This window comes from Ensifer sp. ENS11, from assembly GCF_014851895.1.
GTDB lineage: Bacteria > Pseudomonadota > Alphaproteobacteria > Rhizobiales > Rhizobiaceae > Ensifer > Ensifer canadensis.
Genome location: NZ_JACVAN010000003.1, coordinates 24,083 through 50,125, shown reverse-complemented (window position 1 = coordinate 50,125; position 26,043 = coordinate 24,083). Strand labels below are relative to the sequence as shown.

The 26,043-nt window shown below is 62.4% G+C and carries 23 protein-coding genes; 9 read left to right on the top strand and 14 right to left on the bottom strand.

Features of this window, described 5'->3' with window-relative positions:
- Positions 1 to 223: 223 nt before the first annotated feature.
- Positions 224 to 4,630 carry a cadherin-like beta sandwich domain-containing protein gene (locus IB264_RS07315; protein WP_192433241.1) on the bottom strand — a complete coding sequence of 1,469 codons (4,407 nt, stop codon included), beginning with the start codon at positions 4,628 to 4,630 and terminating at the stop codon, positions 224 to 226.
- Positions 4,631 to 4,949: 319 nt separating this feature from the next.
- On the bottom strand, positions 4,950 to 6,623 hold the full coding sequence (ilvD, locus tag IB264_RS07310; protein ID WP_057224363.1) for a dihydroxy-acid dehydratase: 1,674 nt from the start codon (positions 6,621 to 6,623) through the stop codon (positions 4,950 to 4,952).
- Positions 6,624 to 6,733: 110 nt separating this feature from the next.
- Between ilvD and IB264_RS07305 the strand changes: the two genes are divergently transcribed.
- The gene (locus tag IB264_RS07305) at positions 6,734 to 7,642 is read left to right on the top strand and encodes a LysR family transcriptional regulator (RefSeq protein ID WP_057224361.1); all 909 of its coding nucleotides are present in this window, start codon (positions 6,734 to 6,736) and stop codon (positions 7,640 to 7,642) included.
- Positions 7,643 to 7,704: 62 nt separating this feature from the next.
- On the opposite strand, the gene IB264_RS07300 is transcribed toward IB264_RS07305, so the two are convergent.
- Positions 7,705 to 8,178 carry an Lrp/AsnC family transcriptional regulator gene (locus IB264_RS07300; RefSeq protein ID WP_038577978.1) on the bottom strand — a complete coding sequence of 158 codons (474 nt, stop codon included), beginning with the start codon at positions 8,176 to 8,178 and terminating at the stop codon, positions 7,705 to 7,707.
- Positions 8,179 to 8,286: 108 nt separating this feature from the next.
- Here IB264_RS07300 and IB264_RS07295 point away from each other — a divergent pair, with 108 nt between their 5' ends.
- The 4 genes from IB264_RS07295 to IB264_RS07280 all read left to right on the top strand — a co-directional run bounded on the left by IB264_RS07295 (position 8,287) and on the right by IB264_RS07280 (position 12,502).
- Complete coding sequence (locus IB264_RS07295) at positions 8,287 to 9,768, top strand: aminotransferase class V-fold PLP-dependent enzyme (RefSeq protein WP_057224359.1); 1,482 nt, start codon at positions 8,287 to 8,289, stop codon at positions 9,766 to 9,768.
- 105 nt (positions 9,769 to 9,873) lie between these two features.
- Complete coding sequence (locus IB264_RS07290) at positions 9,874 to 10,650, top strand: MBL fold metallo-hydrolase (RefSeq protein ID WP_239637588.1); 777 nt, start codon at positions 9,874 to 9,876, stop codon at positions 10,648 to 10,650.
- Between the two features lie 97 nt (positions 10,651 to 10,747).
- A complete protein-coding gene (locus IB264_RS07285; RefSeq protein ID WP_057224437.1) occupies positions 10,748 to 11,524 on the top strand; it encodes a sulfite exporter TauE/SafE family protein in 777 nt (258 codons plus the stop codon).
- Between the two features lie 198 nt (positions 11,525 to 11,722).
- Positions 11,723 to 12,502 (top strand): DUF899 domain-containing protein, encoded by a 780-nt coding sequence (locus IB264_RS07280; RefSeq protein WP_057224355.1) that lies wholly within the window; start codon positions 11,723 to 11,725, stop codon positions 12,500 to 12,502.
- A gap of 62 nt (positions 12,503 to 12,564) precedes the next feature.
- Here IB264_RS07280 and IB264_RS35105 read toward each other — a convergent pair whose 3' ends face one another.
- The gene (locus IB264_RS35105; protein ID WP_255569924.1) at positions 12,565 to 12,696 is read right to left on the bottom strand and encodes a hypothetical protein; all 132 of its coding nucleotides are present in this window, start codon (positions 12,694 to 12,696) and stop codon (positions 12,565 to 12,567) included.
- 496 nt (positions 12,697 to 13,192) lie between these two features.
- Complete coding sequence (locus IB264_RS07275) at positions 13,193 to 13,354, bottom strand: hypothetical protein (protein ID WP_164474919.1); 162 nt, start codon at positions 13,352 to 13,354, stop codon at positions 13,193 to 13,195.
- 282 nt (positions 13,355 to 13,636) lie between these two features.
- Between IB264_RS07275 and IB264_RS07270 the strand changes: the two genes are divergently transcribed.
- Complete coding sequence (locus tag IB264_RS07270; RefSeq protein ID WP_057207667.1) at positions 13,637 to 14,227, top strand: 3'-5' exonuclease; 591 nt, start codon at positions 13,637 to 13,639, stop codon at positions 14,225 to 14,227.
- Positions 14,228 to 14,309: 82 nt separating this feature from the next.
- Here the strand turns inward: IB264_RS07270 and IB264_RS07265 are convergent, their stop codons facing one another.
- From IB264_RS07265 to IB264_RS35360, 8 genes are all read right to left on the bottom strand, one after another.
- Positions 14,310 to 15,329 carry a hypothetical protein gene (locus IB264_RS07265; protein WP_057224353.1) on the bottom strand — a complete coding sequence of 340 codons (1,020 nt, stop codon included), beginning with the start codon at positions 15,327 to 15,329 and terminating at the stop codon, positions 14,310 to 14,312.
- Entirely contained in the window at positions 15,326 to 16,228 is a 903-nt protein-coding gene (locus IB264_RS07260; RefSeq protein WP_057224352.1) for an SMP-30/gluconolactonase/LRE family protein, read from the bottom strand. The genes IB264_RS07265 and IB264_RS07260 overlap by 4 nt, the downstream gene beginning before the upstream one ends.
- A gap of 9 nt (positions 16,229 to 16,237) precedes the next feature.
- Positions 16,238 to 17,356, bottom strand: a complete 1,119-nt coding sequence (locus tag IB264_RS07255; protein WP_025429549.1) for a mannonate dehydratase — start codon at positions 17,354 to 17,356, stop codon at positions 16,238 to 16,240.
- Positions 17,357 to 17,376: 20 nt separating this feature from the next.
- Positions 17,377 to 18,162 (bottom strand): SDR family NAD(P)-dependent oxidoreductase, encoded by a 786-nt coding sequence (locus IB264_RS07250; protein ID WP_025429550.1) that lies wholly within the window; start codon positions 18,160 to 18,162, stop codon positions 17,377 to 17,379.
- 17 nt (positions 18,163 to 18,179) lie between these two features.
- The gene (locus IB264_RS07245; protein WP_057213094.1) at positions 18,180 to 19,175 is read right to left on the bottom strand and encodes an ABC transporter permease; all 996 of its coding nucleotides are present in this window, start codon (positions 19,173 to 19,175) and stop codon (positions 18,180 to 18,182) included.
- On the bottom strand, positions 19,172 to 20,707 hold the full coding sequence (locus IB264_RS07240; RefSeq protein WP_057224350.1) for a sugar ABC transporter ATP-binding protein: 1,536 nt from the start codon (positions 20,705 to 20,707) through the stop codon (positions 19,172 to 19,174). The genes IB264_RS07245 and IB264_RS07240 overlap by 4 nt, the downstream gene beginning before the upstream one ends.
- 60 nt (positions 20,708 to 20,767) lie before the next feature.
- Entirely contained in the window at positions 20,768 to 21,733 is a 966-nt protein-coding gene (locus IB264_RS07235) for a substrate-binding domain-containing protein (RefSeq protein ID WP_057224347.1), read from the bottom strand.
- A 96-nt stretch (positions 21,734 to 21,829) separates the two neighbouring features.
- On the bottom strand, positions 21,830 to 22,585 hold the full coding sequence (locus IB264_RS35360; protein ID WP_057207648.1) for a FadR/GntR family transcriptional regulator: 756 nt from the start codon (positions 22,583 to 22,585) through the stop codon (positions 21,830 to 21,832).
- A 205-nt stretch (positions 22,586 to 22,790) separates the two neighbouring features.
- Here IB264_RS35360 and uxuA point away from each other — a divergent pair, with 205 nt between their 5' ends.
- On the top strand, positions 22,791 to 23,996 hold the full coding sequence (gene uxuA / locus IB264_RS07225) for a mannonate dehydratase (RefSeq protein ID WP_057207649.1): 1,206 nt from the start codon (positions 22,791 to 22,793) through the stop codon (positions 23,994 to 23,996).
- Positions 23,993 to 24,685: an RraA family protein gene (locus IB264_RS07220; RefSeq protein ID WP_057207650.1), complete on the top strand. Its 693-nt coding sequence runs from the start codon at positions 23,993 to 23,995 to the stop codon at positions 24,683 to 24,685. Before uxuA ends, IB264_RS07220 begins: the two co-directional genes overlap by 4 nt.
- Before the next feature lie 65 nt (positions 24,686 to 24,750).
- Here the strand turns inward: IB264_RS07220 and IB264_RS07215 are convergent, their stop codons facing one another.
- Complete coding sequence (locus IB264_RS07215; protein WP_347369220.1) at positions 24,751 to 25,092, bottom strand: sterol desaturase family protein; 342 nt, start codon at positions 25,090 to 25,092, stop codon at positions 24,751 to 24,753.
- 143 nt (positions 25,093 to 25,235) lie between these two features.
- Here IB264_RS07215 and IB264_RS07210 point away from each other — a divergent pair, with 143 nt between their 5' ends.
- Positions 25,236 to 26,030 (top strand): L,D-transpeptidase, encoded by a 795-nt coding sequence (locus tag IB264_RS07210; protein WP_057207651.1) that lies wholly within the window; start codon positions 25,236 to 25,238, stop codon positions 26,028 to 26,030.
- Positions 26,031 to 26,043: the final 13 nt, after the last annotated feature.

Here is a 26,043-nt window from a genome sequence, read left to right as displayed (position 1 = left end):
GAACGATCAGCAATCCGCAATTGAGCGACGCAAGGAAACGTCGAGGAGGCTGCCCGCCGAAGACGGCTCGTCATCGAGATAAGGCGGTGCTCATTTTCGATCGAACAGCCGCTATCTCTGCGACAGCGGCTGCGGAAAGTCGTGCAATCTGATCTTTTTGCCAGGGATTCGCATCGTGCGTTTCCGCTTCAGGCGGAGCCGCGGAAACGCACGATGCGACACTCTAGAATCGTCCGCCGACCCCCAAGCGCGCACCAGCATAGGTCTCACCATCGCCTTCCACGGTTACGCGCAGGTTTGCGTCGACAACCCAGCTCTCGTTCGCCTGCAGAGACAAACCAGCCAACACCGAACCGAACATGCCATTGCCATCGAGACCGGAGTACCCGGCCGCGGCACCGAGCCGTGGTTTGAGCGTCATGTCGTTCTCCAGTTTAAACTGCCGCTCGATCTCGGCCCCGAGGCTCACCCGGAACTGCTCGAGGGTGAATCCTTCCAGAGCGACATCGCCGCCAGCCACATTCTGAACGCCGTAGTCTTCGACATTCTCATTGAGGTAAACGGCGCGCAGCTTCGGCATCACGACCGTCTCCTCATTGAGGTCCCATTGGCCGGTGATGGAGCTGTCCCACATCCATCGGCTGCTATCGAAGGAGCCGTCGAAGAAGGCGGTATCGATATCGTTGCTGGAACCGCCATAGAGAAGACTGGTATTGAAGAAGATGCCCGTCACCAGTTCGAGCGACGTATACGGTCCGGCAAGCCAGCCTGTGCCACGGATCTCGGCGTCGTCATCCGTCGGATCGGTCATATGATCGAGATGGAACGAGAACCCGACCAGCGCCTTTTCGTTGAGCAGATAATCAACGCCGACCGAAAGAAGGCCAAAGCCGCCCCACCGATCATCGTTCTGCTCCCGATTGTGGAGCATCATCGTGGCGTCAAGCCATGCGTTGAACGGCGAAACTTCGCCGCCTTCGATACCGTCTGCAGCGTTTCTCGCCGCTTCGAGCTGAGCCAAGCTGGTGGCAAAGCTCATGCCGACCCCATCCGTCGAGGGCGACAGACGCATCGTCACCGGGTCGGTTCCGGCCTGCAGTCGGCGCCGCTCCAGCAGGCCCGGCACCTGGATGCTTGACGCCAGGAGATTTTGCCGGGTCTGGACAAAGCCTCGCACCAGTGAATCGATCTCGCCGATGACGGCATCTGCGTCGAAGCTCAAGTTGTAGGTGATCACACCGACATTCGACGCTCCGGCGGCGGCCGTCAGCTGGTATCCGATCTTTGCCTGGCCGGCGAAAGCAGGATCCGGTGTAAACTTCAGGTAATAGCCAACCGGAGCGAATGCACCGACCTGGGCCAGCTCCCCCTCGATAATCTCCGCTTTGCCGGCGTTGGCGGGGCTCACGGTAAGGACCTGCGCGTCGCTGAACGGTCCACCGGTCGCCCCGCCATTCAAATACACATTTGGCGGCGATGAGCCCGCGGGAACGTTGACGATCTGGTCGGCGACGCTGACCTCGCGAGCCGTGACCTTCAGCGTATAGGCGGCGCTCGCCGTGCTGCCGGCGGCATCGGTGACGGAAACCGTAAAGCTGTAATCCGTGACCTCGGCATCGTTGCTCAGCGGTCCGGTCAACTCGCCCGTGGAAACGTTGAGGACCATGCCCTTGGGAAGGGTGCCGCCGCTCACCGCGTAGAGCAGAGCGCCGGTACCTCCCGCGGCCGATATCGGCTGCGCGTATTTCTCGCCGGCCATCGCCGGTGGAAGAGCGCCCGCCGCCGGCGTGAACGTGAAGTTGGCCGCTGGCGCGGCGCGGGTGACGGTCACCGTATAGGTCTTCACGGTGCCATCCTCCGCCGTCACGACCGTGGCCAGCGTATTCGAGCCGACTGAGAGCGGGATCGAGGCAGAAGCTGCGCCGGATGCGACCGGCGCTCCGTTGACGGTGACTGTCGCCGCCGCATCGTTTGCCACCGGCGTCAGCGTCAACGACGCCGTCGCATTTGGAACCGACGCCGTATAGGACGTCGCGCCGGACGAAAAGGCCGGAGACAGCGTGCCGATGCTCAACGACAGGCCCGACAGATTGGCGTCGGTCGAAGCGGCAAGCGCACGGGTCACGATAACAGTGTAGCTCGTCTGCGTCGTACCATCCCCGGCCGTGACCACGGTCGTCACCGTGTTGGAGCCGACCGCAAGCGCTATCGCTCCGGACGCGGTGCCCGACGCGACGGCCACGCCGTTGACCGTCACCGTCGCCGTTGCGTCACTGACCAGCGGTGTCACCGTCAGCGACGCCGTCGCGTTGGAAACCGAAGCCGTGTACGACATCGTGCCCGATGCGAATGTCGGTGACAGCGTGCCGCTGCTTAGGCCGAGCCCGGACAACTCGGCGTTCGTCGAGGCCGCACGAGTGACCGTCAGCGTGTAAGACGTCTGCGTCGTGCCATCCTGGGCCGTCACCACCGTCGTGACGACGTTGGTGCCGACCGCAAGCGTGACGGAGCCCGAGGCAGCACCCGACACGACTGTTACCCCGTTGACAGTGATGGACGCCGTCGCATCGCTTGCGGTCGGCGTCAGCGTCAATGAGGCCGTGGCATTGGGGACCGAGGCCGTGTAGGCCGTCGTGCCCGTCGCAAACGCCGGAGACAGCGTGCCGCTGCTGAGCGACAGGCCGGACAGGTCTGCATTCGTCGACGGCGCGCGCGTCACTGTGACCGTGTAGGTGTTCGTCGTACCGTCCTCGGCTGTCACGACCGTGGTCAGCACATTCGGACCGACCGCAAGCGCGATCGAGCCGGAGGCAGCGCCCGAAGCCACCGCCACGCCATTGACGGTGACCGTTGCGGTCGTATCGCTGACATCAGGCGTCACGGTCAGCGACGTCGTCGTATTCGGAATGAAAGCCGTGTAGCTGGTTGTGCCGGATGCGAACGCCGGAGACAGTGCGCCTGCACTCAAGCCCAGGCCGGACAGGTCGGAATTCGACGACGCAGCACGCGTTACCGTCACCGTGTAGGTGTTCACCGTCGTGCCATCCTGAGCGGTGACGACCGTCGTCACGACATTGGCTCCGACCGCAAGCGCGATCGTGCCCGAGGCTGCACCCGAAGAGACGGCCACCCCATTGACCGTAATCGTCGCTGTCGTATCGCTTACCCCTGGCGTCACCGTCAGCGACGTCGTCGCATTGGGGACCGAGGCCGTGTAGGTGGTCGTACCGAACGCAAAGGCGGGAGATAGCGTGCCGGCGCTCAGGCTCAGGCTCGACAGGTCGGCATTTGCAGAGGCGGCCCGCGTCGCCGTTACCGTATATGTTTTCGTCGTACCGTCCTGGGCCGTCACCACCGTCGTCAGGACGTTGGTGCCGACCGCAAGCGCGATCGTGCCCGAAGCTGTACCCGTCGCGACGGCGACCCCATTGACTGTGACCGACGCCGTCGTGTCACTGACCGTGGGCGTCACGGTCAGTGATGCCGCCGCATTGGGAACTGTAGCCGTGTAGGAAACCGTGCCGGAGGCAAAGGCCGGCGACAGCGTGCCGGCGCTCAAGTCCAGGCCGGACAAGTCGGCATTTGCCGAAGGCGCGCGTGTCACCGTAACGGTATAGGTTTTCACGGTCGTGCCATCTTCGGCCGTGACCACCGCCGTCACCGTGTTCGAGCCGACATTGAGCGCAATCGCACCGGAAGCCGCATTCGAGGCGACCGGATCGCCATTGATCGTCAATGTCGCCGCCGAATGGCCGATCATTGACGTCACCGTCAGCGACGTCGTCGCGTTCGGCACCGACGCCGTATAGGATGTCGTTGCTGCGGCAAACGATGGCGATAGCGTGCCATCACTCAAGATCATGCTGTCGAGGTCGGCATTCGACGAAGCCGCACGGGTCACGTTCACCGTGTAGGTCTTCGATGCCGTGCCGTCTTCGGCCGTCACCACCGTGGTCAGCGTGTTCGAACCGACGGAAAGGGGGATCAGGCCAGAGGCCGTCCCCGAAACAACGGCCACTCCGTTGACCGTGATGGTCGCCCCCGCGTCATTGACCGTGGGTGTCACCGTCAGCGACGCCGTCGTATTGGGAACAGAGGCCGTATAGGATGTCGTGCCCGGCGCAAACGTCGGAGACAGGGAGGTTCCGGTCAGCGACAAGCTGGCCAAGGTGGCATCCGTCGACGGCGGTGCTACGCAACTCACCGTCGCCTGTATCGTCGCGCCGCTGACGTTGCTCCAGGCATAGACGACATACTCGCCGCTGGCGGGCACTGTGTGCGTGCCGGTCAGGTTGAGTTCACTAACCGATGTTGCGTACTCTTCAACGATGATACCGTAGTTTGTCGGGGGACCTTCCGTGTAGAGCGCAAAACCCGCTCCGCTATAACGATCATTGCCCGCATTCAAACTGCCGGAAGTCGTCGCGTGATACGTAATCGTTTCGCCAGCATTCAGAAGGAGGGACTGATCCCATAGCTCAGCTCCGGCCGCGAGCATTTTACCCGTACCCCAGGTCGAATTGATCGCCGTACAACCATCTGACGGAGCGGCCATCGCCACTTGCGGCACACACAACGCAACGACAAACAGGGCGAACAACGCCCACAGAACAGAAACGAAACGCGACAAGATCTTACCCCTCCCGCATGAATCACCAGCGGGCTTCCCCAGCACACAACTAGCAATTGGGCAAGAGCGGGCCAAGCCCCATTTCAAATATACGTAAAGTCGCATTCTCCTATCGTTAGCCGCCCTTTAACGAATAGGGCCGGCAGCGCCTGCGGGGCTTTGGCTGGGCAGGCGCTAAAAAGTCGCAGTAAGGCAGCATGGGTCTTTTCATGAGAGCATCGGCCCGAAAGACCGACGCCGTTTCAGACTTTGGAAACAACAGCATGGCGTTTTCGCAGACCCGGCACATCTGAGCGACGGACCGAAGCCAGGATGACATTCAGCCGGTGACCGCCCCTTCGTTGGCCGGGCGCGCCAGCGCTGCAAACTTTGCCAGCACACCGCGTTTGTAGCGCGGTTCCGGCTGCCGCCACTGGGTGCGCCTTCTTGCCAGCTCTTCCGGATCCACTTCGAGTTGCAGCAGCTGCTGATGGGCGTCGATGACGATGCGGTCGCCCTCTTCTACCAGCGCGATCGTGCCGCCTTCAAAAGCTTCCGGCGTGACGTGGCCGACGACCATGCCCCAGGTGCCGCCCGAGAAGCGGCCGTCGGTGATAAGGCCGACGCTGTCGCCGAGGCCCCTGCCGATGATCGCCGAAGTTGGCGCGAGCATCTCGGGCATTCCCGGGCCGCCCTTTGGGCCGAGGTAACGTAAAACGAGGATATCGCCTGGCCTGATCCGGTCCGACAGGATGGCATCCATCGCTGATTGTTCGTCCTCGAACACGCGCGCGGGCCCGCTCATGACTCGGCTTTTCAAACCACTGATCTTGGCGACGGCACCGCCTTCGGCCAGATTCCCCTTCAACACCGCGAGGTGGCCCTCGCGGTAGATCGGTCTTTCATAGGGCCGGATGACATCCTGATCCGACCGCGGCTCGTCCGGAACGGCTGCAAGCTCTTCCCCGATCGTCCTGCCTGTGATCGTCAAACAGTCGCCATGCAGAAGACCTGCATTCAGAAGGATCTTCAGCACCTGCGGCACGCCGCCCGCCTTGTGCAGATCGACGGCCATGTATCTGCCCGACGGCTTGAGGTCACAGAGGACGGGGACCTTGCGGCGAACGCGCTCGAAGTCGTCCAGTGTCCACTCGACTTCCGCCGCATGCCCGATGGCGAGGTAATGCAGCACCGCATTGGTCGATCCGCCCGTCGCCATGATCAGGGCCACGGCATTTTCGATCGACTTGCGCGTGACGATGTCCCGCGGCTTGATGCCCTTCTTGACCGCCTCGACCAGGACCTTGGCGGATTGAGCTGAGCTCTCCATCTTCTCCTGGTCTGGATTGGCCATGTTGGACGAGTAAAGAAGCGACATACCAAGCGCCTCGAAGGACGAGCTCATGGTGTTGGCGGTGTACATGCCACCGCAGGAGCCGGTCGACGGGCAGGCATTGCGCTCGATGCCGTCGAAATCCTCCTCGCTCATCTTGCCCGCCATGAAGGCGCCGACGGCTTCGAAGGCGGAGACGATCGAAAGGCTTTGCCCCTTCCAGTGGCCAGGCTTGATCGTGCCGCCATAGACATAGATCGCCGGCACATTGGCGCGGAGGATACCGATCATGCCGCCCGGCATGTTCTTGTCGCAGCCGCCGAGCACGAGCACGCCGTCCATCCACTGTCCCTGTACCGAGGTTTCGACGCAGTCGGCGATGACCTCGCGGGACACAAGCGAATATTTCATGCCTTCGGTGCCCATCGACATGCCGTCGGAAATCGTCGGCGTGCCGAAGATCTGCGGATTTGCACCGGCAGCCTTGATGGCAGCGACAGCGGCGTCGGCCAACGGCTGCAGCCCGGCATTGCAGGGCGTGATCGTCGAATGACCGTTGGCAATACCGATCATCGGTTTGTCGAAATCGGCTTTCTCGTAGCCGAGCGCATAATACATCGCCCGGTTGGGGGATCGCGCGACACCTTGCGTTATGTGTTTCGAGCGCTCGTTGCAGGCCATGATTTGCTCCCTCGGTTCATTCAAGGTCGAGTTTACTGGCGTTCAGCAGGCCTGTGAAATATACTTTTTTCGCACAAATAAGTCGTTGAACATATCAATCGGAATGCATCATGGATTTGAGGCAACTTCGCCAATTCGTCGCCGTCGCCGAAGAGCTGCATTTCGGCCATGCGGCCGCTCGCCTCAACATGACCCAGCCGCCGCTCAGCCAATCGATACAGGCACTGGAGGGGGAGCTGAAGGTACAGCTGTTCAAGCGCACCAAGCGGAACGTGGAACTGACATCTGTCGGCAGGCAATGGCTCGCCCATGTCCGCCAGGTGCTTGACGGGGCGAACGGCCTTGCCGACACCGCAAGAAGGCTGTCACGCGGCGAGATCGGCCACCTGCGTTTGTCCTTCGTCAGCACAGCCGACTATAGCGTTCTGCCCGACATGGTCAGCCGCTATCGCGCGGCCTATCCGCATGTGGAACTGACGATGCGCGAAGCCACCAGCGATATCCAAATCGAGGCGTTGCTCGACGAAGAAATCGATGTCGGGCTGATCATTGCCCCCAGCCAAGCGTCGCTTCATCCTGCCCTTTCCTACCAGGCTTTGCTGCGGGAACCGCTGGTTGCCGCGGTGCCGACGGCCTGGATCAACGAAGGACGAAAGGGGTTTGCTGGAAAAATCCTGGAACCAGCCGACTTCTTCAAGGCGCCATTCATCGTTTTTCCACGGCGGGCGGCACCGGCTTTTCACGATATCGTCTCGGGATATTTCGCCGAACATGGGCTGGCGTTCACCGCCTATCAGGAAGCCATCCAGATGCAGACGATCGTCGGTCTGGTCGCATCCGGGCTGGGGGTGGCGCTGGTGCCGCAATCGATGACCAATCTTCAGCGGCGCGGGGCAACCTATCTGCCGCTGGCCGGCAGCGTACCGGAGGTGGAAACCGGCCTTGCGTGGCGCAGTTCGGACCAGAATCCGGCACTCGACACCTTCCTTGCCGCGGCGGTACCGGCCGATAACAGGTGACCGCGCGTTGTCGGCTGGTAGGGCGCGCAGCGCAACGGCATCCCTGGAACATCAACTGCACGCTACCGCATCAGGCCGCGCAGGTCGGGCATGCGGTTGCTGATGATGGTTTCCATCGAAAAGAAGCCGGTGACCGTCATCAGGTCGAAATCGGTGATGAGCTTCTGGTAGAAGGCGTCATAGCCAGCCATGCCACGCGTCACCACCTTGATCAGATAGTCCCAGTCGCCGCCGATCCGGTAGAGGTCCGTCACCTCCGGCAGACGCTCGACATGCTTGCGGAAGTTGTCGGCCCATTCCTTGGAATGATGGCGGGTGCGGATCATCACGAACACGGTAAGGTCGAAGCCGAGCGCTGCGACGTCGATTGCGGCATGGGTACCAAGCACAAGCCCGCTGGCGTTCAACCGTTGCAGGCGCCGCCAGCAGGCGTTCTGCGACAGTCCGACTCGGTCGGCCAGATCACGCTGCGAAATCGTGCCGTCCTTTTGCAGGCAGGACAGGATCCGCATATCAATTTCGTCAATCTTTTCCATTTCAGCGATCACATGACCCGATTTTGACTGGCAGAAGCATAAGAATGATGAGGTTTGCATGCAACCGATCGATTAGACTTATCGTCTGTCCGACTCCGGGAGGAAACGATGACGACGCCGTGCCCACGCCAGCCCTATCTTACCGGCCCGCTCGAAGCATTTCGAGAAAGCCTTGCCGGCGACAACGCAATCGCTGACCTGCGGGCTGGGCTTGTCGGCAAGACTGCAAAGATCGACGGTCCCTTCGGCGTCAAGAACCTCGTCTATGCCGACTATGTCGCATCGGGCCGGGCATTGATGCAGATCGAGCATTTCATCCTCGAACAGGTCCTGCCCTATTATGCCAACAGCCACACCGAGGCGTCCTACTGCGGCGGCTCGATGACCAGGTTGCGCCGCGACGCGCGTGCTGTGATCGCCGCCTGCTGCGGCGCCGGACCTGAACACGCCGTCATTTTCGCCGGCTCCGGCGCCACCGCCGGCATCAATCGGCTGGTGAGCCTGCTGGGTGTTACCGAGGCGGTCGCCACCGGTCGGCGCGTGCGCATCCTAATCGGGCCCTATGAACACCACTCCAATATCCTGCCCTGGCGCGAAAGCGGTGCCGAGGTGGTCGAGATCGCCGAGTGTCCGGCTGGTGGGCCGGATCTCGCTGCACTCGACGAAGCGCTGAAGCAACCGGCCGATCTCGTCGTTTGCGCCTTTTCCGCCGCTTCCAATGTCACGGGCATCGTCACCGATGTTGCGGCCGTCACCCGGATCGCGAAGGCGGCAGGCGCAAAGATGGTGTGGGACTATGCCGGTGCTGGACCCTACCTGCCGATCGACATGTCGCCCGAGGGCGCTGCTGCGATTGACGCGGTGGTCATCTCGCCGCACAAGTTCATCGGTGGCCCCGGTACGTCAGGCATTCTGGTCCTGCGGCGTGACGCGGCTATCACCGCCAAGCCATCCTGGCCCGGCGGCGGCACCGTCAAATTCGTTTCGCCCACCGGTCACGACTACAGCAATAGCCTCGAGGCGCGCGAGGAGGCCGGCACGCCGAACGTCGTCGGCGATATCCGCGCCGCACTCGCTTTCCTCGTCAAGGAAGCGATCGGTGCCGAGGCAATGCAGACCAGAAACGCCGAGCTGACCCGTCGCGCTATCGCCGCATGGCAAGGCATCGAGCGGCTGGAATTGCTCGGTCCTCTCGGGCCACAGCGGCTGCCGATCTTTTCCTTCCGCGTCAAGGACGGCAAGGGCGGCCATGTCCACCAGCAGCTCGTCACCCGCATGCTCAGCGATCGCTTCGGCATTCAGGCGCGCGGTGGCTGCGCCTGTGCCGGTCCCTATGTGCACCGGCTGCTCGGCATCGATGACGAGGAATCGCAACGCCTGCGCGACGCCATCCTTGCCGGACAGGAAATGCTGAAGCCGGGTTTTGTCCGGTTGAACTTCAGCGTCCTGCTCGCCGACGAAGAGGTGGCGTTCATCCTCGACGCCGTCGCCAAGCTTGCCGCCGACGCAGCCAGCTACGAGCAACACTACGATTTCGACCCGGCGCGCGCCATCTTCTTCCCGCGTGCAGCGCTTGCAGCGGAGGCCTGAGGCATGGCGAGGCCTGACATTGCGGCTTTCTTCGACCCGCGAACCTGGTCCGTGCAGTATGTGGTCAGTGACCCGAAAACGCGGGCCTGTGCGATCATCGATCCGGTGCTCGACTTCGACGAGAAATCGGGCGCGATAGCGACAGGCAATGCCGACCGGCTGCTCGACTTCGTGCGAGCCCAGGACCTGGACCTCCAGTGGATCCTCGATACCCATCCGCATGCCGACCATTTTTCCGCCGCCGCCTATCTGAAGGCAAAAACCGGCGCGCCCACGGCCATCGGTACGCACATCGTCAAGGTCCAGAAATTGTGGGCCGACATCTACAATTGGCCAGGCCTGAAAACGGACGGATCGCAATGGGACCGGCTGTTTGATCGTGGCGATACGTTTCGGATCGGCAGTCTCGAGGCCGGGGTGATGTTTTCGCCGGGACACACGCTGGCATCGATCACTTACCTCATCGGGGACGCTGCCTTCGTGCACGACACGGTGTTCATGCCGGACAGCGGAACCGCGCGCACCGATTTCCCCGGCGGCAGCGCCAACGCGCTGTGGGCGAGCATCCGCGACATCATGGCCCTGCCGGACGATACCCGTATCTTCGTCGGCCATGACTATCAGCCTGGTGGACGCGAACCGCGCTGGGAAAGCACTGTTGCACTGCAGAAGGCGGACAACATCCATCTGACACGCTATGCCTGCGAAACCGAGTTCGTCGCGTTCCGCGAGGGACGGGACCGAACGCTGCCGATGCCCAAGCTCATCCTCCATGCCCTACAGGTCAACATCAACGGCGGCCGGCTTCCCGACCCGGAGGAAAATGGCCGGCGCTATTTGAGATTCCCCATCGACGCCCTGCAAGGTGCCGCATGGTCCTGATGCCGCTCCGTTCGCGGGCACGTTCCGTGTCCCGGCCATCTTCCGGTTTCGGTGCATCTCGGGCGACGCGGTTCGCCCCGCAGCCCGGCGCCGAATGATGACACTGGACCTCGTCCAATACATTCTGGCAGCCTTGAGTGGCGGTCTCGTCGGCTTCAGCCTCGGACTGTTCGGCGGCGGCGGCTCCATTCTCGCCGTGCCCCTGCTCGTCCAAGTCGTCGGGGTGAGCAACGTGCATGTGGCGATCGGGACGAGCGCCGTCGCCGTCGCAGCCAATGCGCTTTCGGGACTGGCGATGCATGCGCGGCACGGGACGGTGAAATGGCGCTGCGCGGCAATGTACTGCGTCACCGGCATCGTCGGCGCCTGGATCGGCGCAGCACTCGGCAAGGCGCTGGATGGCCGACGGCTCTTGCTGTTGTTCGCTGCACTGATGGCCGTCGTCAGCGTGACCATGTTGCGGCGGCGCCACATGGTTGGCGATCCGGCGTCGAGCTGCACACCAAGAAACGCACCGAAGGTGCTCTCCTTTGGCGCCGGAACCGGCATCATCTCAGGCTTCTTCGGGATCGGCGGCGGGTTCCTGATCGTTCCGGGCCTGATGGTTTCAACCGGCATGCCGACGATCAACGCAATCGCCACGTCGCTGGTTGCCATTACCGCTTTCGGCCTTACAACCGGGGCAAGCTACACCTTCTCCGGTCTGGTCGACTGGCCACTGGCTCTCTCCTTCATCGGCGGCGGAGCCCTCGGCGCGCTTACGGGCTGCCGCGCCGCCCACAGTTTCAGCAAGTACCAATCCACGTTGAACATGCTGTTTGCGGTCCTCACCTTCGCCGTCGCCATTGGTCTGGCGTTCTACGCCTCGCGATAGGGTCGTCTCGTTTGCGTCCTCGCGCCTGCAACGCGCACGGTTGCTGCGTTTGCCGACGAGTAGGAGCGTGCTTGGCGCCGGGCAAGGTCCAGAATGCCGCCACACTTGTTACTCCCGTTATTTTCACTCCGGTGCGAAACTATCTTCAGAGCAATCTCGGGCGAAGTCGCCCGTGCCAACGAGGAGGTTACAAACGCCATGACGACATCAGCAGAAAAAGGCGGACACCCGGCCATGCAGACACCACCGGTCGTATCTCCGCAAGCCTGGGAAGAAGCGCGCCAGCAACTGCTGGTGAAGGAGAAAGCCCAGACCCGCGCTCGCGACGCACTGGCCGCCGAGCGTCGGCGAATGCCATGGATGGCCGTTGAAAAGGCTTATACCTTCGACGGTTCTGAGGGCAGAGCCAGCCTGACCGACCTGTTTGCCGGTCGGCGCCAGTTAATCGTCTACCGCGCCTTCTTCGAACCAGGTGTGTTCGGCTGGCCCGATCATGGCTGCAGAGGCTGCTCCATGGTCGCCGACCAGGTGGCCCACGTCGCCCACCTCAACGCCCGCGACACCACGCTCGTCTTCGTTTCGCGCGCGCCGCAGGCTGACATAGCGCGGCTCAAGGCCCGCATGGGCTGGGACATACCGTGGTTCACCATCACCGACGATTTTGATGCCGACTTCGGCGTGGCCGAATGGCACGGTACGAACGTGTTCTACCGCGACGGCGAGCGTGTCTTCCGCACCTACTTCATCAACAATCGCGGTGACGAACAGATGGGAAGCACCTGGAACTACCTCGACATCACACCGTTGGGCCGGCAGGAGGTCTGGGAGGATTCACCTCCAGGCTACCCGCAGACGCCAACCTACAAGTGGTGGAACTGGAACGACAGTTACGTCGCAGATGCCGCGCCCGACAAGAAATGGGTCGAAGTGTCGGAGGCGGGCGAAGCGGCATTCCGCGACCGGCAAGCGGGCAACTAGCCTTGAGCTTTAGCATCGTAAACAAGGCGAAACTGGCGGCAAGGGGCGTCGCCTTCGTTTCGCTAATTGCTGGGAACGATTGTCGGGCTCGGGGGCGGAGCGACGTCGGCGTCCGGCCTGATGGCGAGAATGCTCAGCGCGATTGCGACGAGCACGCAGATAAGGATGAGGAAGGCGATACCGGTTTTGTCCATCGCCTTACATCAAGCCTTCAATGTGGGGAAATCGAGACGAGCAAAATGTTCCTCTCCCAATTGGCTTAGGCAGCGACCGTCGGACATGCTCCTCACCCGAGCCGTTCTGCACCTGTTCGGGGATGTTTAGAATTTGCTATTTCCCGGCGCGGAACGGCCGGCCCCAACGGCATGCCCTGCAGCGGAGCGCTCTCTTCAGGCCTGGACAAGCATTGCGGCATCGATACTCGCCCGCCCCCTCCACGAGAAACGGGCGAAGGGAAGCGGACAAGGTAGGGTGTTACAGCACTTCCAGGAAAAAGTGCGAAGCGGTTCTTAGACAGGAACGTCTAAGAACAAGGAGGTAGAGCGTTTCTGCCACTCAGTCTAAACTGGAGACATTCTGCAGCGCCGCGCGTCTTGTTAGACGCGCAAAGGTCGCTGTAGCGCTTTGAATTGCTGACTGTTTTTATCCTTAAAGCGAATACGATCTAACGAAACATGCGGTAGTAGCCGGCTAGTCGGCGTCCATGGTTTCATCGCCGGTGCCGGTAGGATCGATATCGGGGTCGACCCCTTGTGATTGCGCGTAGGTCGTGTTGCCGGAGCCACTTGTCGCGCATCCTGAGATCGCCAGAAGCGCCGTCACTGCAATTGCCGTAAGAAATCTGGTGGGCATGGTTTTCTCCACTTGGGGGCTGCCGTTGCAGCCTGGGGTATCCGGCAGCGACCTAAGCCTGTTTTGTCCTGATCCGGAGATTCTCCTACGCTGACGGGAAACGCAAGTGGTATTCGCGCAGGATCACAGCTGTCGCGAGCGCCAGGTCGACTGACCGGAACCCTTTGCACTCTTTGCCGAATCGCCCGCACACCGCTACAGCATACTTCCTGCGTGCAAAGGGCGCGCGAAGGATGCTGTAGGGCTTTACCCTTGCCGCGCAAGACCAGTCGGGACACCACGTTGAAGACCATCGCCATTGATTTCGAAACCGCCAACGAGCAGCGCGGCAGCGCCTGTTCGGTCGGTCTGGCCTGGGTCGAGGATGGCCGGGTCGTGCGGATCGAGGAGCGGCTCATCCGTCCGAAGACCATGCGCTTCTCCTCCTTCAACATCGCAATCCACGGCATCCGCCCGGAGCATGTGGAGGACGCAGGCGAGTTTCCCGAAGTCATGGACGAATTCGCCGACGACTTTCGCGGCGCCACCATGATCGCCCACAATGCGGCCTTCGACTTCAGCGTCTGGCGCTCCTGTCTCGATCTCTACCGGCAGGATTATCCGGAACTGTCCTATCTCTGCTCGGTGAAGATGGCGCAAAAGGTCTGGCCGCATCTCGGATCGCACAAGTTAAACATCCTGGCCGGTCATCTCGGCTTGACCTTCGCACATCACAACGCTGCCGAGGACGCGGCGATCTGTGCCGAGGCAGCGATTGCGATTGCCGGGTCTCTGGGCATTTCGCAGGTCCGCGACATTCCGACCATGATCGGCATGCGGGCCGGACGGCTGTTTGCCAACGGCTACGACCCTTGCACCTGCCGGAAAAAATAAGCCCGCTGGGCAGGCATGCCCGGAGTGGTTCAGCCCGATACACCAGATCGCCCGCGAGATATGGCTTCACCCCATGATGGCTTCACCCCATGGGTGCGGCCTCGACCGAGATCCGGTAGCGCGTGACGAACGGCTGATCGGGATAGAAGGGCAGTGACGTGGGCGCGGCTGGCGATGCCAAGGGGTTGTCGGCTGACGAGACCGCCGGGCCGAAATCGAAGGCCGAGCAAACCGGCTCAACGCCAAGGGCGAGATGTTTCCCATCCCATGGATAGGCCTTCCGGCCGCGATTGCTGTACCAGAGCAACAGGCTTGGGAAATGCTCTTTCTGCCATTCAAGGCGGGCACGAAACCCCTCGTCATGGTAGTGCAAGGCGATCGCGCCATCGATGCCGACCAGCTGCAGCAGTTCCTCGGCATTCTGGTCAAGCGGAACGGACGCCGCATCGATGGTGGCGCCATCGCGGGCGTCGACGCTCTCAAGCTTCGACCATCGTCCGCCCGGCGCAAACAGCGTCGCCACCGGCTCCACGTCGCCGGGAAAACTGCGAACCTCGCCATAGGCTCCGGGCTCGAGCCTGACCGATCCGGGCCGGGGTGACAGGCGGAAGGTGGGGTGCAGGCCGATCGGCAGCCTGCAGGGTCGCCGCACCTCGATCTCGAGCGTGATGTCGACGGCGGCGGCCCGCGGGTCCGGCACGATGCGCCGGCGCAATTGGCGCACGGGATGGCCGTCCGGATAGCTGCACGTCAGGACGATCTGCCGCTCGTCGCAGTCGCCCCAACTCCAATGTGCGTTCGAGCCGTGGCCGTGCGGCACATCCGCTCCAGCGAAGGTCTCGCCAGCGTCCGACCAGCCTTTCGGCAGCGGGCGCGAGCCGTCGCTGCCGAAGGGCACGCAGGGCCATTCGCCGCGCAATTCCTGCAGGATCGGCGGCAGCGTCGTTCTGTCGGGATCCGAACCCCAGGGTGCGACATGCAGCGGGCTTACCTGTCGTCCATCAGGCAAAAGGAAAGTGACCGGCCCCAGCATGCCGCCCAGGGATTGCACCGCCAGGCATCCATGCGCCCAGGCCAGGCCGCGCCTTGTCGTCTCAGTCATCTCGATGCCGCCCCGCCAAATCGGTTCTCCGCCAGTCCGGGGGTGTCGACCGTCAGGGCATAAAGGCTGCCGGCGAGCCGTTCCCCGGGCTTTGAGAGGATACTGGCCGTCGTGACATAGAGCGTCTTCAGGTCGGCACCGCCGAAGGTGCAGGTCGTGATATTGGTGACCGGCATTTCGATGATCTCCGCCACGGAACCCTCAGGCGATATGCGCGCGATGCAGCCGCCGCCGAAACGGCAGTTCCAGAGATAGCCATCGCTATCGATCGCCGAGCCGTCAGGTGAACCGCGGGAGAAGTCAGCAAGGAATGTCCGTTCGTTCGAGATCGAACAGTCCGCTATTGCGTAATCGAAGGCGTAGATCTCGTTGGCGAGCGTATCACCGAAATAGAAGGTGCTGCCATCGGGACTCCAGCAAAGCGTGTTGGAGATGCCGAGCCCATGCCGCCACTCGCTCACCGTTCCATCAGGCGCGATGCGGTAAAGGATGCCCTCGCCTTCTGCCGTCTCGCCAAGCTCGCCGTCGGGCAGAACATTGTTCTTCATCGACCCGACCCAGAAGTTTCCCGCCGGGTCGGGACGACCGTCGTTCAGGCGCACGCGCGGATATCCGGGCAAGCGGAAGCCGTGATCCTCGCGCCGGTCGGTTTCCGGCCACCACCAGACGAGTTTTGAGGCTAGCGCCAGAAGCAACCGCCCTGGCTCGTCGGTGAGGGAGACCGCCACCACCGGCTCGTCGAATATCCAAAAGCGGACCGAACCGCTCGCCTCATCATACCGATGGACGAGAAATCGATTGACGTCGCTCCAGTAGAGCGCCTGCGCGGATGCCGACCAGACGGCGCCCTCGCCGCATTTGTCGCCGACCGGGGCAACACAGGTAACCGACCTCACCATCCGCGCCTCCTATTCAGCCGCGAGATCGTGGACAAGCGACCGCGACGGTCCGAGGGCATGGGCGTTCTGCACCAACGCGCGCATGTACCCAAGCGCAAAGGCCTTGCCCGCATGCCAAGAGGCAGCACAGGTCATTGCCGGCGTATGGTCGGGGATCATCACGCCCTGATAGTTTTCATCGCGCAGAATGCGCACGATTTCGGCCATGTCGATATCGCCTTCGTCGACGAAGGTTTCGACGTAGCGCGGCATCTTGCCCTTCACATTGCGGAAGTGGATGTAGCCGATGCGGCCCGAGCGCGCGAACCGGCGGACATGTTCGTAGATATCGCCGCCGGGCATTTCCTGAAGCGAGCCCAGGCACAACTCCAGCCCGTTCGACGGGGAATCGACGATCGACATCAACCGATCGTACTTTTCCGGCCGGTTGACGAGGCGCGCCGTGCCACGCAGCGCCTCGGCCGGCGGATCGTCGGGATGAGCACCGAGCATGACACCGGCTTCCTCGGCGACCGGAACCACATCCTTCAGAAAACGCGAGAGGCGATCCCAGATCTCGGCGTTGCTGACCGATACCGGTTTGGCGCCGGGCACACCGCGGCGATACCGCATGTTCCAGACCATGCCGTCGGGGATGGGCGCGTCCGGGTCGGGCACGGCGCCCGGCGCATCTTCAACGCCGAAGCCGACGGATTCAGCACCGCCGCGGGCATAGGGGCCACGGGTCCAGCCGTAAACGCCGGCGAGCGAGAAATTGTAGCCGATGCAGGGAACGCCCGCGCGCCCGGCATCGCGGATCAGTTGCTTCAGCGCGTCGATCTGCGCATCGCGCTCCGGTCCGTCGAGCAGGATGTCGTGCCAGAAGCGTGGCGAAAAATTCTCGATGGCGGCAAGTTCGAGCCCGCCTGCCCGCACGTCCTGAACCAGAGCCGACAGCTCCTCATAGGTCCAAAGGCGGTCGGTGGAGCAATCGCCCCATCCGCCGTTGTCGCCGCTGTCGATCTTCGGATCCTTGCCAGCGAAATAGTTGGTCAGATGCGCAACAATGTGGGTTGCGCCGGACTGGAGCGCGAAGCGGTAGTTGTCGGGCGTGAGCTGTTCACGATAGAGGCCAAGGCCGATTTTCATCTTGTTCTTTCCCTGTGCGATTATTTCACGCCGATGCCGGCGGTGAGCCCGCCGTCGATACGGAAGTCCGATCCGGTGATAAAACCGGCACGATCGGATGCGAGATAGGCGACGAGGTCCGCGACTTCCTCCGGCTCGCCGATGCGGCCAATCGGATGGGCGGCGCCGAAGCGGGCGAAGGCTTCCTCCTCGCTGACGCCCTCGCCGCCATAGGTGCGCGCGGCCAGCGACAGGAGCGGAGTGCGGACGGAACCGGGGCTGACTGAATTCACCCGCACCTTGAGGTCGGCATGATCGAGCGCCATCGCGCGGGTCAGCGCATGGATGGCGCCCTTGGTGGCGACATAGGCGGCGACATTCTGCTGACAGCTATGGCCCTGGACCGAGGAAATGTTGACGATCGCCCCACCGCCGCGCTTGGTCATCTCGGGGATGGCGAAGCGCCCCGTCAGGTAGATCGAACCGACATTGACGGACAAGCACCGGTTCCAAGTCTCGAAGCTGGTGTCGAGCACGGTGCCGAAGGGATGAACGGCGGCGGCGTTGACGACGATATCAAGACCACCATGGCGCGACACAACCGCCGCGACGGCAGCCGCCACATCTGCCTCGACCGACACATCGACCAATCGTGAGGCCATTGCCAGGCCACGCTCCTGTGCGATCCGGTCGAACGTCTGGTTGGCCGCGGCATCGTTGCCGCAAGCCAAGACCTTGGCGCCGGCCGTGGCAAGCCTTATGGCCGATGCCAGCCCGATACCGGAGGTTCCGGTAACCAGCGCCACTTTTCCTGCAAATTCAGTCATGATCGGCTCCGAACTCCCTAACGCACACGTTCCAGGACTTGATTGAGAAGCACGGCGCCAAGGATGATCCCGCCACGCACGACGTACTGCCAGTACTCGCTGACGTTCATCAGGGTCATGCCGTTGGAGATGCAGCCGAGAAACAGCACCCCGATCAGGGTTCCCCAAATGCGGCCCTTGCCGCCGAACAGCGAGGTGCCGCCGATGATGACGGCCGCAATTACGTCAAGCTCCATGCCGGTGGCGGTCGTGCCGGTACCGGCTCCGATCTGCGAGGCGATCAGCGTGCCCGAAATCGCCGTCAGTGCGCCGGTGAGGCCGAGCGTCAGCGCCTTCACCTTCCAGATGTCGATACCCGAGAGCCGAGCCGCCTCCATGTTGCCACCGACGGCATAAACCTCGCGGCCGAAGCTGGTGTATTTCATCAGGAAGTGCATGGCCGCGAAGGTGAGCACGAAAATATAGACCGGGAAGGGAATGCCGAAGAGGTAGCCGCCACCGAGGAAATCGAAGCCGGTCGGAAACGTCGACAGCGGAAATCCACCGGTGATGAGGTTCGCAACACCGCGAAGGGCGGCAAACAAAGCGAGCGTGGTAATGAAAGTCGGGACGTTGAACCACTGCCGGAAGCGGCCGGTGAGGTAACCAAGCGAAAAGCCGACGGTAAGCGCGACGGCAAAGCCGAGGATAACGGCGTTCCAGCCGCCGATTGCGTCCGTGTAGGCGTCGGCGAACCAGGCAACGATGCATCCCGCCAGTGCGACCCCGGCGCCAACAGAAAGATCGATCTCGCCCGAAATGATCACGGCCGTCATGCCGAAGGCGATGATCCCCAGCATCGCCACGGTTCGCAGCACGTTGAGGATATTGGCGGTCGAGGCAAAGCCCGGCGCCATCAGGATGAGGAACAGGACCAGACCCGCGAGGATAATCTCCATCGGATAGGTCTTGAGGAGACGCAGCGAGACGTTCTGTCCGCCGCCTTCAGCTGTTTGTTGGCTGACAAGTGTCATTGGGAGGCCCCTTCCATGCATAGGCCGTAGAGTTGGGTAAGATCGGTCCTAGTGGGATCCACCTCCGCCACCACATTACCGTGGTGCATCACGAGAATGCGGTCTGCCACTTCGAGGACCTCCTCGAGTTCGGTCGAAACGAAGATGCTTGCCAGGCCGTCCGAGGCTTTTTGCCAGATGATGTCGAAGATCTGTCGCTTGGCCTGGACGTCGACGCCGCGGCTCGGCTCATCGAAGAACATCACCGAGGGAGCCCTGTTCAGCCACTTGCCGATCACCACCTTCTGCTGGTTGCCGCCCGACAGGGAAGACACCGGCAATTCCGGATCGCCGCACTTGATATGCAAATCGGCGATCTGCCGATCGACATGTGGCTGTTCGCGGCGACGGGAGATCAGTCCGTTTCGCGCAATGGGGCCGAGACTTGCCATGCAGAGATTGTCGGCCGTCGGCAGCGATTGCACGAGACCGACCTCCTTGCGGTTCTCCGGCGTATAGCCAAGACCGGCGGCGCGCATCTGGCGCGGCGCGGCGCCCGTCATCGATTGCCCGGCAAGGTGCACCGTGCCGGCATCGATGCGGTCGGCGCCAAAGATTGCGCGCATCAGCTCGGTCCGGCCCGAGCCCAGCAGGCCGGCGATCCCGAGTATCTCGCCGCGATAAAGGTCGAAGGAGACGTCGTTGAAGTGTCCTGCACGGGTCAGGCCGCGCACTTCGAGCAGCGGCTTGAGCCTGTCGATCACCTGGCGCGGCGGCCGTTTCGTGCGGGCGGCGTCGCCAAACATCATGCCGACGATCTCGGCGGGCGAGGTCACGGACATCTCGACGGCACCGATATAGTGGCCGTCGCGAATGACGGTGCAGGTGTCGGCGATCTCGAAAAGCTCGCTCATGCGGTGCGTGATGTAGATCATCGTCACGCCGCGTGCCCGCAATCGCTCGATCAGCGCGAAAAGCTGCTTGACCTCTTTCGAGGCGAGCGCCGATGTGGGTTCGTCGAGCAGCAGGATCGATGGGTTGAAGGACATCGCCTTGACGATCTCGACGACCTGCTGTTGCCCGACGCTGAGGCCCGAGACCGGCTGGCGGGAATCGATCGAGAGCCCCATGTCGGACAGAAGCTCGGTCGCGCGCTTGTGCAAACCCTTCCAATCGACGACACGCAAGCCCGCGCGCCTGGTGTGCGGCAGGCGACCGAGAAAAATGTTCTCGCCGACGGACAGTTCGGGAACGAGCGACAGTTCCTGATGCACCGTGACGATGCCAGCATCAAACGCGTCGTGCGGCGAAGTAAAGCTCTGGTCTCTTCCGTTGACGCTGATCGTGCCCGACGTGGGTTCGGTCACGCCGGCAAGAAGCTTAATCAGCGTCGATTTACCCGAGCCATTCTTTCCCATCAGGGCATGAACCCGCCCTGGGGTAAAATCATGGGTAAACTCCGACAGGGCAACCGTCGGGCCGTAACGCTTTGTGACGGATCGGAACTCGAGCCGCCCTTGGGCGGTATCTGTCCGGGGCTGAGAGTAGGTCATCGGTGGTTCCCGGTTGGCGCAGAAAATGGTGGCAGGGCCGAGTGGCCCTGCCACGCAACCTTACTTCAGAGCCTTCAGGCCTTCCTTGTAGGCGGCGACCCCGTCGGCATTTGCGCGCGTCAAGGGAAGGACGGGAACATTGACCTTGGTCTCGAACGTCTTGCCTTCGAGCAGTTTCTGCGCTGCCTCGATCGCCTGCTTGCCGACCTCTAGAGGCTGCTGCGCCGTCGTTGCCTGGAGCACGTTGTCCTTGTCGAGAAGCATGTTGGCGAGCTGCTCGGAACCATCGGTGCCGAAAACGAACACTTTGCCCTCAAGCCCGGCCTTCTTCACCGCCTGGACCGCGCCGATCGTGCCGCCTTCGTTGGCGGCATAGATCACCTTGATATCCGGGTTGGCGGTCAGCATGTCGCTGGCAACGGCCAGCGCCTTCTCGGCCAGCCAGGCATCCTGTTGCGCGACGATCTCGACCTGGGAGGACACCACGTGAAGGAAGCCGTCGACGCGAGCGTTCGACTGCTCAGGCAACAGCGCCTTGAAAGCGAGTGTCCCGATCTTGACCTTCTCGCCATACCCGAGGGTTTTCAGAAACGGAGCAGCCGCCTCGCCTGTGCCGATGCCGATATCGCGGTCTGAACTGGTCACCGTCGCCTGGGCAACGTCACCATTGGCAGACGTGCCGTAGGTGACCACGGTGATGCCGGCATCGCGTGCCTTCTTGAGCGCGGGAACCGAAGCGTCGGCCGACAGCGGCGCGACCACGATCGAGTTGACGCCGCGGGCGATATAGGTGTCGATCAGCTGCGCTTCCTTTTCGAGCTTGCTGTCGCTGTTTCCGGCGAGCAGTTCGTCGCCGGCGGCTTCCGCCGCCTTCTCCATCCCGATCTGGATGCCGCGGAAGTACTGGTCCTGCTGGAAGACGATGCCGGCGATGGCCTTGCCGTCGGCAAGAACCGCGCTCGGCGCGAAGCTGACACTTACCAGAAGTGTTGCGAGCGTCAGGACGTGGCGTTTTGTTTTGATCATACTGGGTCTCCTCCCCTAGGCCCTTGATCGTGTTGCCGGCCCCGCGGGCAAAGGGGCCGGTTCTGACTGAATGCGGAAGACGATGCCGCCGCAGCCTCAAGTCTTGGTCGCGGCGGACTGTCCACTGGTCGGCGCGCCGACGAATTTGAGGCCGAATTCGAGATGGCGGCTCATGAGATAGGCATAGGCAATTCGGTCGCGCGCCCTCAGCGCGCCGATGATTTCGGCATGGGCCTCGTAGGTCGCCGACTGGACCGGCCGCTCCGCCTTGCCGAGGCGCATGACTTCCTCGATGACGGTGCGCATCATCCGGTAGGCAGCAAGGGTCGTCCTGTTGCCTGAGAGTTCGACGATAGCCTCGTGGAATTCGTAATCGTAGCGGGCCGCCTCCTCGACGCTCTCAGCCGTCCGGATGCGAGCATTGGCCGCCTCCAGCCTGTCGAGGTCGGCTTCGCTTGCATGAAGAATGATGTGGTCGCCGACGCCGGTCTCGATGATGCGGCGGAAACCCTGCAGATCGCGGAAGGAATCGGGCGATATGCCGTTGTGAAAGGCAAAAAGCCTGCGGATCGCCTCGCCATGACCACCGCTGATGACGGCACCGACCTTCGGCCGCGTCTCGACCAGACCATAGGCTCGCAGGACCTGAAGCGCCTCGCGAACCGTATTCCGTCCGGCCTGAAACTGCTCACCAAGATCGCGCTCGGTCGGCAGCGCATCGCCAATCCCGAGGCCGCGTTCGGCGATCAGATCCCTGATCTGCTCGACGAGCCTATCGACCGCAGACGTCTTGCCGACCTCAGCTGGCTCGACACCTGTCGATTGCGCCGGTTTTGCCGAATTGTGCGCCACGTTCTCCTCCTGTGTGCGGCTCTATTTGTTGGTCCAGATTGAGTGACAAGTCAAGAGCTGCATCGGAATTTTTGCCGCCGTGCCGGAAAAACAACAATCTCAGCGTATTTTCGCTTGAATTTGCGCCCACGCCGATCCTTAATGCGTCATCTGGTCCAACAATAGAGATCATCCCGAGATCGCAGGAGTTTAAGAGATGAGGCCGATGGAAGAGTGCTTTCGCTGGTATGGCCCGGATGACCCGGTGCCGCTCAGCCACATCCGGCAGGCAGGGGCGACGGGCATCGTCTCAGCGCTTCATGACGTCTATGACGGCTCGCCCTGGTCCGACGATCAGATCCTGAAGCACAAGGCGTTGATCGAGGCGGCAGGCCTGCGCTGGAGCGTGGTCGAGAGCATTCCGGTGCACAATTCGATCAAGCTGGCATCGTCAGACAGCGCACGCTACATCGGCTGGTACAAGGACACGATGCGCGCGCTGGCGCGCTGCGGCATTGGCACGGTCTGCTACAATTTCATGCCGGTGGTCGACTGGACCCGCACCGAACTCATGCATCCGCTGCCGACCGGCGGATATGCGCTGCGCTTCGATGCTATCGATTTCGCCGCCTACGATCTCTTTGTGCTGAAACGGCCACGTGTCGAGCAGAGCTATTCGCCCGCCCAGATCGAAACGGCGGAGGCGCGGCTTACCGCGATGGATCCAGCAAAGATCGACCGTATCGAACGCAATCTGATTGCCGGCCTGCCGGCATCGGAGCGTAAGTTTGATCGCGCCGGCTTTCTTGGAGCGCTCGCGGAGTACGATGGCATCAGCGCCGAGGACCTGCATGAAAACCTCGCACGCTTCCTGCGTGAGATCGTGCCGGTCGCCGAGGAGGTCGGGGTGAAGCTCTGCATTCATCCTGATGATCCGGCCTGCCCGCTCTACGGCTTGCCGAGGATCGTATCCACTGCGGATGACGTGCGCCGCATCCTGGCAGCCGCCGACAGTCCCGCCAATGGCCTGACCTTCTGCACCGGATCCTACGGCACCCGCGCCGAAAACGACCTGCCGGCCATGGTGCGTGAGTTCGGCTCCCGCATCCATTTCGCCCATCTGCGCAACGTTCAGCGCGAAGCTGACGGGTCGTTTCATGAAGCCGACCATCTTGGTGGCTCGAGCGATATTCCGGCCGTCATTCTCGCCCTTCTCGAGGAGCAAGAGCGCCGGCGTGCCGAGGGGCGCGACGACTGGCAGATCCCCGTTCGTCCAGACCATGGGCATCTCCTTGCCGACGACATTGGCAAGGAACGGATCAATCCCGGCTACTCGCTCATCGGCCGACTGAAGGGGCTCGCCGAGATCCGAGGCGTGATGCACGGCATTTCAGCGGTCAAGGCCGCAAGGAACAAACAGGTGACACTATGAAGATTTTTGAAGACGATGCCGACTTGTTCACGGCGATGCGAAGCCGGCTCTTCACCGCCGTTGTCGGCGATATTCTGGACACGATGGGGCTACAGCATCAGTTCCTGCCGCCGAAGATCCGGGCCCTGCGCGACGACATGGTGACAGTCGGGCGCGCCATGCCGGTGCTTGAGGCGGATTTCTTTGCGACCGCGGGAGCCGGCGGCCACGCCGAGATCAGCTCCAAGCCCTTCGGCCTGATGTTCCATGCGCTCGACAGCCTGAAACCCAACGAAATCTACGTATGTTCAGGCGCCTCGCCGCGCTACGCCGTCTGGGGCGAGTTGATGTCGACACGCGCGATCCAGCTGAAAGCCGCAGGTGCGATCTGCGACGGATACTGCCGAGACAGCAGCGGCATCCTGGCCCTCGATTTCCCGACCTTCTGCTACGGATCCTATGCTCAGGATCAGGGACCGCGCGGCAAGGTCGTCGACTATGCGGTTCCGATCGAGATCGGCGGCATCCGCATTCGGCCCGGCGACATGCTGTTCGGCGACCGCGACGGCGTTCTGGTCATTCCGCGCGAGGCGGAACGGGAAGCGATCGCGCTGGCGTTCGAAAAGGCAGAAACTGAAAACAAGGTTCGCCTTGCCATCGAGGCCGGCATGTCCACGGTCGAGGCATTCGAACGCTTCGGCGTCATGTAGTCGCTCAGTGGCGGGACGGCGTCTTCATCGTCCTTGCGAGCGATAAATCTATGGCACGAACGCGTCTATCTCTCTGCGAGGTGACGCCCGTTGGGTTGGGCGCGCCGTGGATTGCGGCGCGGCTGGATGTCGGTTGCAAACACCCGATCCCAGGGGCCGGAGGTCACGCCGAAGTTGCCTTCCGGCGTCACGTGGTGGTGCAGCGCATGGCGTCGCTTGAGCGCGAACACAGCGATCCTTGGCGTCCCGGTCGATAATGCACGAGATGATGAACCGTGGCAGAGCAGAACCGAACAGGAATCCCGCGCTGAGGCTGCAAGCAATGCCGGGTCGCCGATCCACCACAACGGAGACATCAACAGAACGAGATATGCGGGCACACTGACAAATGTCGCCGACATCGTCACCACCGGTGCACGAGCGGCATGTCGAACGCGCCGAAGGGTGGGGCACGGCCGGCAATGGTTTCACGCTTTCTTAACCACGAATTGTGAAAATGCGGCCCATCCGGTGGGCATGATGCCGACCGTTCGTTTGGGGTAATGAGTGCATGCGTAAGCCGCAAGATCAGGCGCTGTCCTCCGGCGCCACCAAACCGGAGTCCGGCTACTTCGTCTCCCGCCGCGCCGTGCTTTCGGGCCTCGGTGTCCTGACACTGCTTGGCGCCTCCGGCTGCTCGCAGACGCTCGAATTCCCGGAGCTGGGATCAATCGAGCCGTCGGGTGGTATGCCGCCTGGGGGCGTTGACCGCATGCCGACCGGTTCGATCCCACCGCTCAGCGTCGACAGCAACATCACCGATAACGGCACGATGTATGCCTCGCTGATCGACAATGGCCTCGTGATCCCGGCAGTTCCATTCCAGAAGATCAGGCCGGAATTCCGCCGTCAGATCGTTATCGATCCGACCGGCGAGGCGCCGGGCACGATTGTGGTGCGGCTCAACGAGCGGCATCTCTATTGGGTGCAGGAAGGCGGCGAAGCGATCCGTTACGGCGTCGGCATCGGCAAGGCCGGCTTCGAATGGAGCGGCCGCGCCGAGATCCAGTACACCAAGGAATGGCCGACCTGGACGCCGCCCAAAGAGATGATCGCGCGCAAGCCGGAGCTGGTGAAATGGACGGGCGGTCAGCCGGGTGGCCTCGACAACCCGCTCGGCGCCCGCGCACACTATATCTACAAGGACAGCCACGACACTGGCTATCGCGTGCACGGCTCACCCGAATGGTGGACCATCGGCACTCAGGCATCTTCCGGTTGCGTGCGCATGATCAACCAGGACGTCATCGACCTCTACAACCGGGTCAAGGCGTCGCCGACCAAAGTTCCGATTGTGGTGGCGTGAAAGGCGCTTCGCA

Excerpts from the sequence above, each read along its gene's own strand:
- IB264_RS07305 (WP_057224361.1), top strand. The coding sequence starts at position 6,734 with ATGGATTTGAGGCAACTTCGCCAATTCGTCGCCGTCGCCGAAGAGCTG.
- IB264_RS07245 (WP_057213094.1), bottom strand. The coding sequence starts at position 19,175 with ATGACACTTGTCAGCCAACAAACAGCTGAAGGCGGCGGACAGAACGTC.
- ilvD (WP_057224363.1), bottom strand. The coding sequence starts at position 6,623 with ATGGCCTGCAACGAGCGCTCGAAACACATAACGCAAGGTGTCGCGCGA.
- uxuA (WP_057207649.1), top strand. The coding sequence starts at position 22,791 with ATGGAAGAGTGCTTTCGCTGGTATGGCCCGGATGACCCGGTGCCGCTC.
- IB264_RS07250 (WP_025429550.1), bottom strand. The coding sequence starts at position 18,162 with ATGACTGAATTTGCAGGAAAAGTGGCGCTGGTTACCGGAACCTCCGGT.
- IB264_RS07210 (WP_057207651.1), top strand. The coding sequence starts at position 25,236 with ATGCGTAAGCCGCAAGATCAGGCGCTGTCCTCCGGCGCCACCAAACCG.
- IB264_RS07265 (WP_057224353.1), bottom strand. The coding sequence starts at position 15,329 with ATGACTGAGACGACAAGGCGCGGCCTGGCCTGGGCGCATGGATGCCTG.
- IB264_RS07275 (WP_164474919.1), bottom strand. The coding sequence starts at position 13,354 with ATGCCCACCAGATTTCTTACGGCAATTGCAGTGACGGCGCTTCTGGCG.
- IB264_RS07300 (WP_038577978.1), bottom strand. The coding sequence starts at position 8,178 with ATGGAAAAGATTGACGAAATTGATATGCGGATCCTGTCCTGCCTGCAA.
- IB264_RS35105 (WP_255569924.1), bottom strand. The coding sequence starts at position 12,696 with ATGGACAAAACCGGTATCGCCTTCCTCATCCTTATCTGCGTGCTCGTC.
- IB264_RS07280 (WP_057224355.1), top strand. The coding sequence starts at position 11,723 with ATGACGACATCAGCAGAAAAAGGCGGACACCCGGCCATGCAGACACCA.
- IB264_RS07235 (WP_057224347.1), bottom strand. The coding sequence starts at position 21,733 with ATGATCAAAACAAAACGCCACGTCCTGACGCTCGCAACACTTCTGGTA.
- IB264_RS07260 (WP_057224352.1), bottom strand. The coding sequence starts at position 16,228 with ATGGTGAGGTCGGTTACCTGTGTTGCCCCGGTCGGCGACAAATGCGGC.
- IB264_RS07220 (WP_057207650.1), top strand. The coding sequence starts at position 23,993 with ATGAAGATTTTTGAAGACGATGCCGACTTGTTCACGGCGATGCGAAGC.
- IB264_RS07255 (WP_025429549.1), bottom strand. The coding sequence starts at position 17,356 with ATGAAAATCGGCCTTGGCCTCTATCGTGAACAGCTCACGCCCGACAAC.
- IB264_RS07295 (WP_057224359.1), top strand. The coding sequence starts at position 8,287 with ATGACGACGCCGTGCCCACGCCAGCCCTATCTTACCGGCCCGCTCGAA.
- IB264_RS07240 (WP_057224350.1), bottom strand. The coding sequence starts at position 20,707 with ATGACCTACTCTCAGCCCCGGACAGATACCGCCCAAGGGCGGCTCGAG.
- IB264_RS07285 (WP_057224437.1), top strand. The coding sequence starts at position 10,748 with ATGACACTGGACCTCGTCCAATACATTCTGGCAGCCTTGAGTGGCGGT.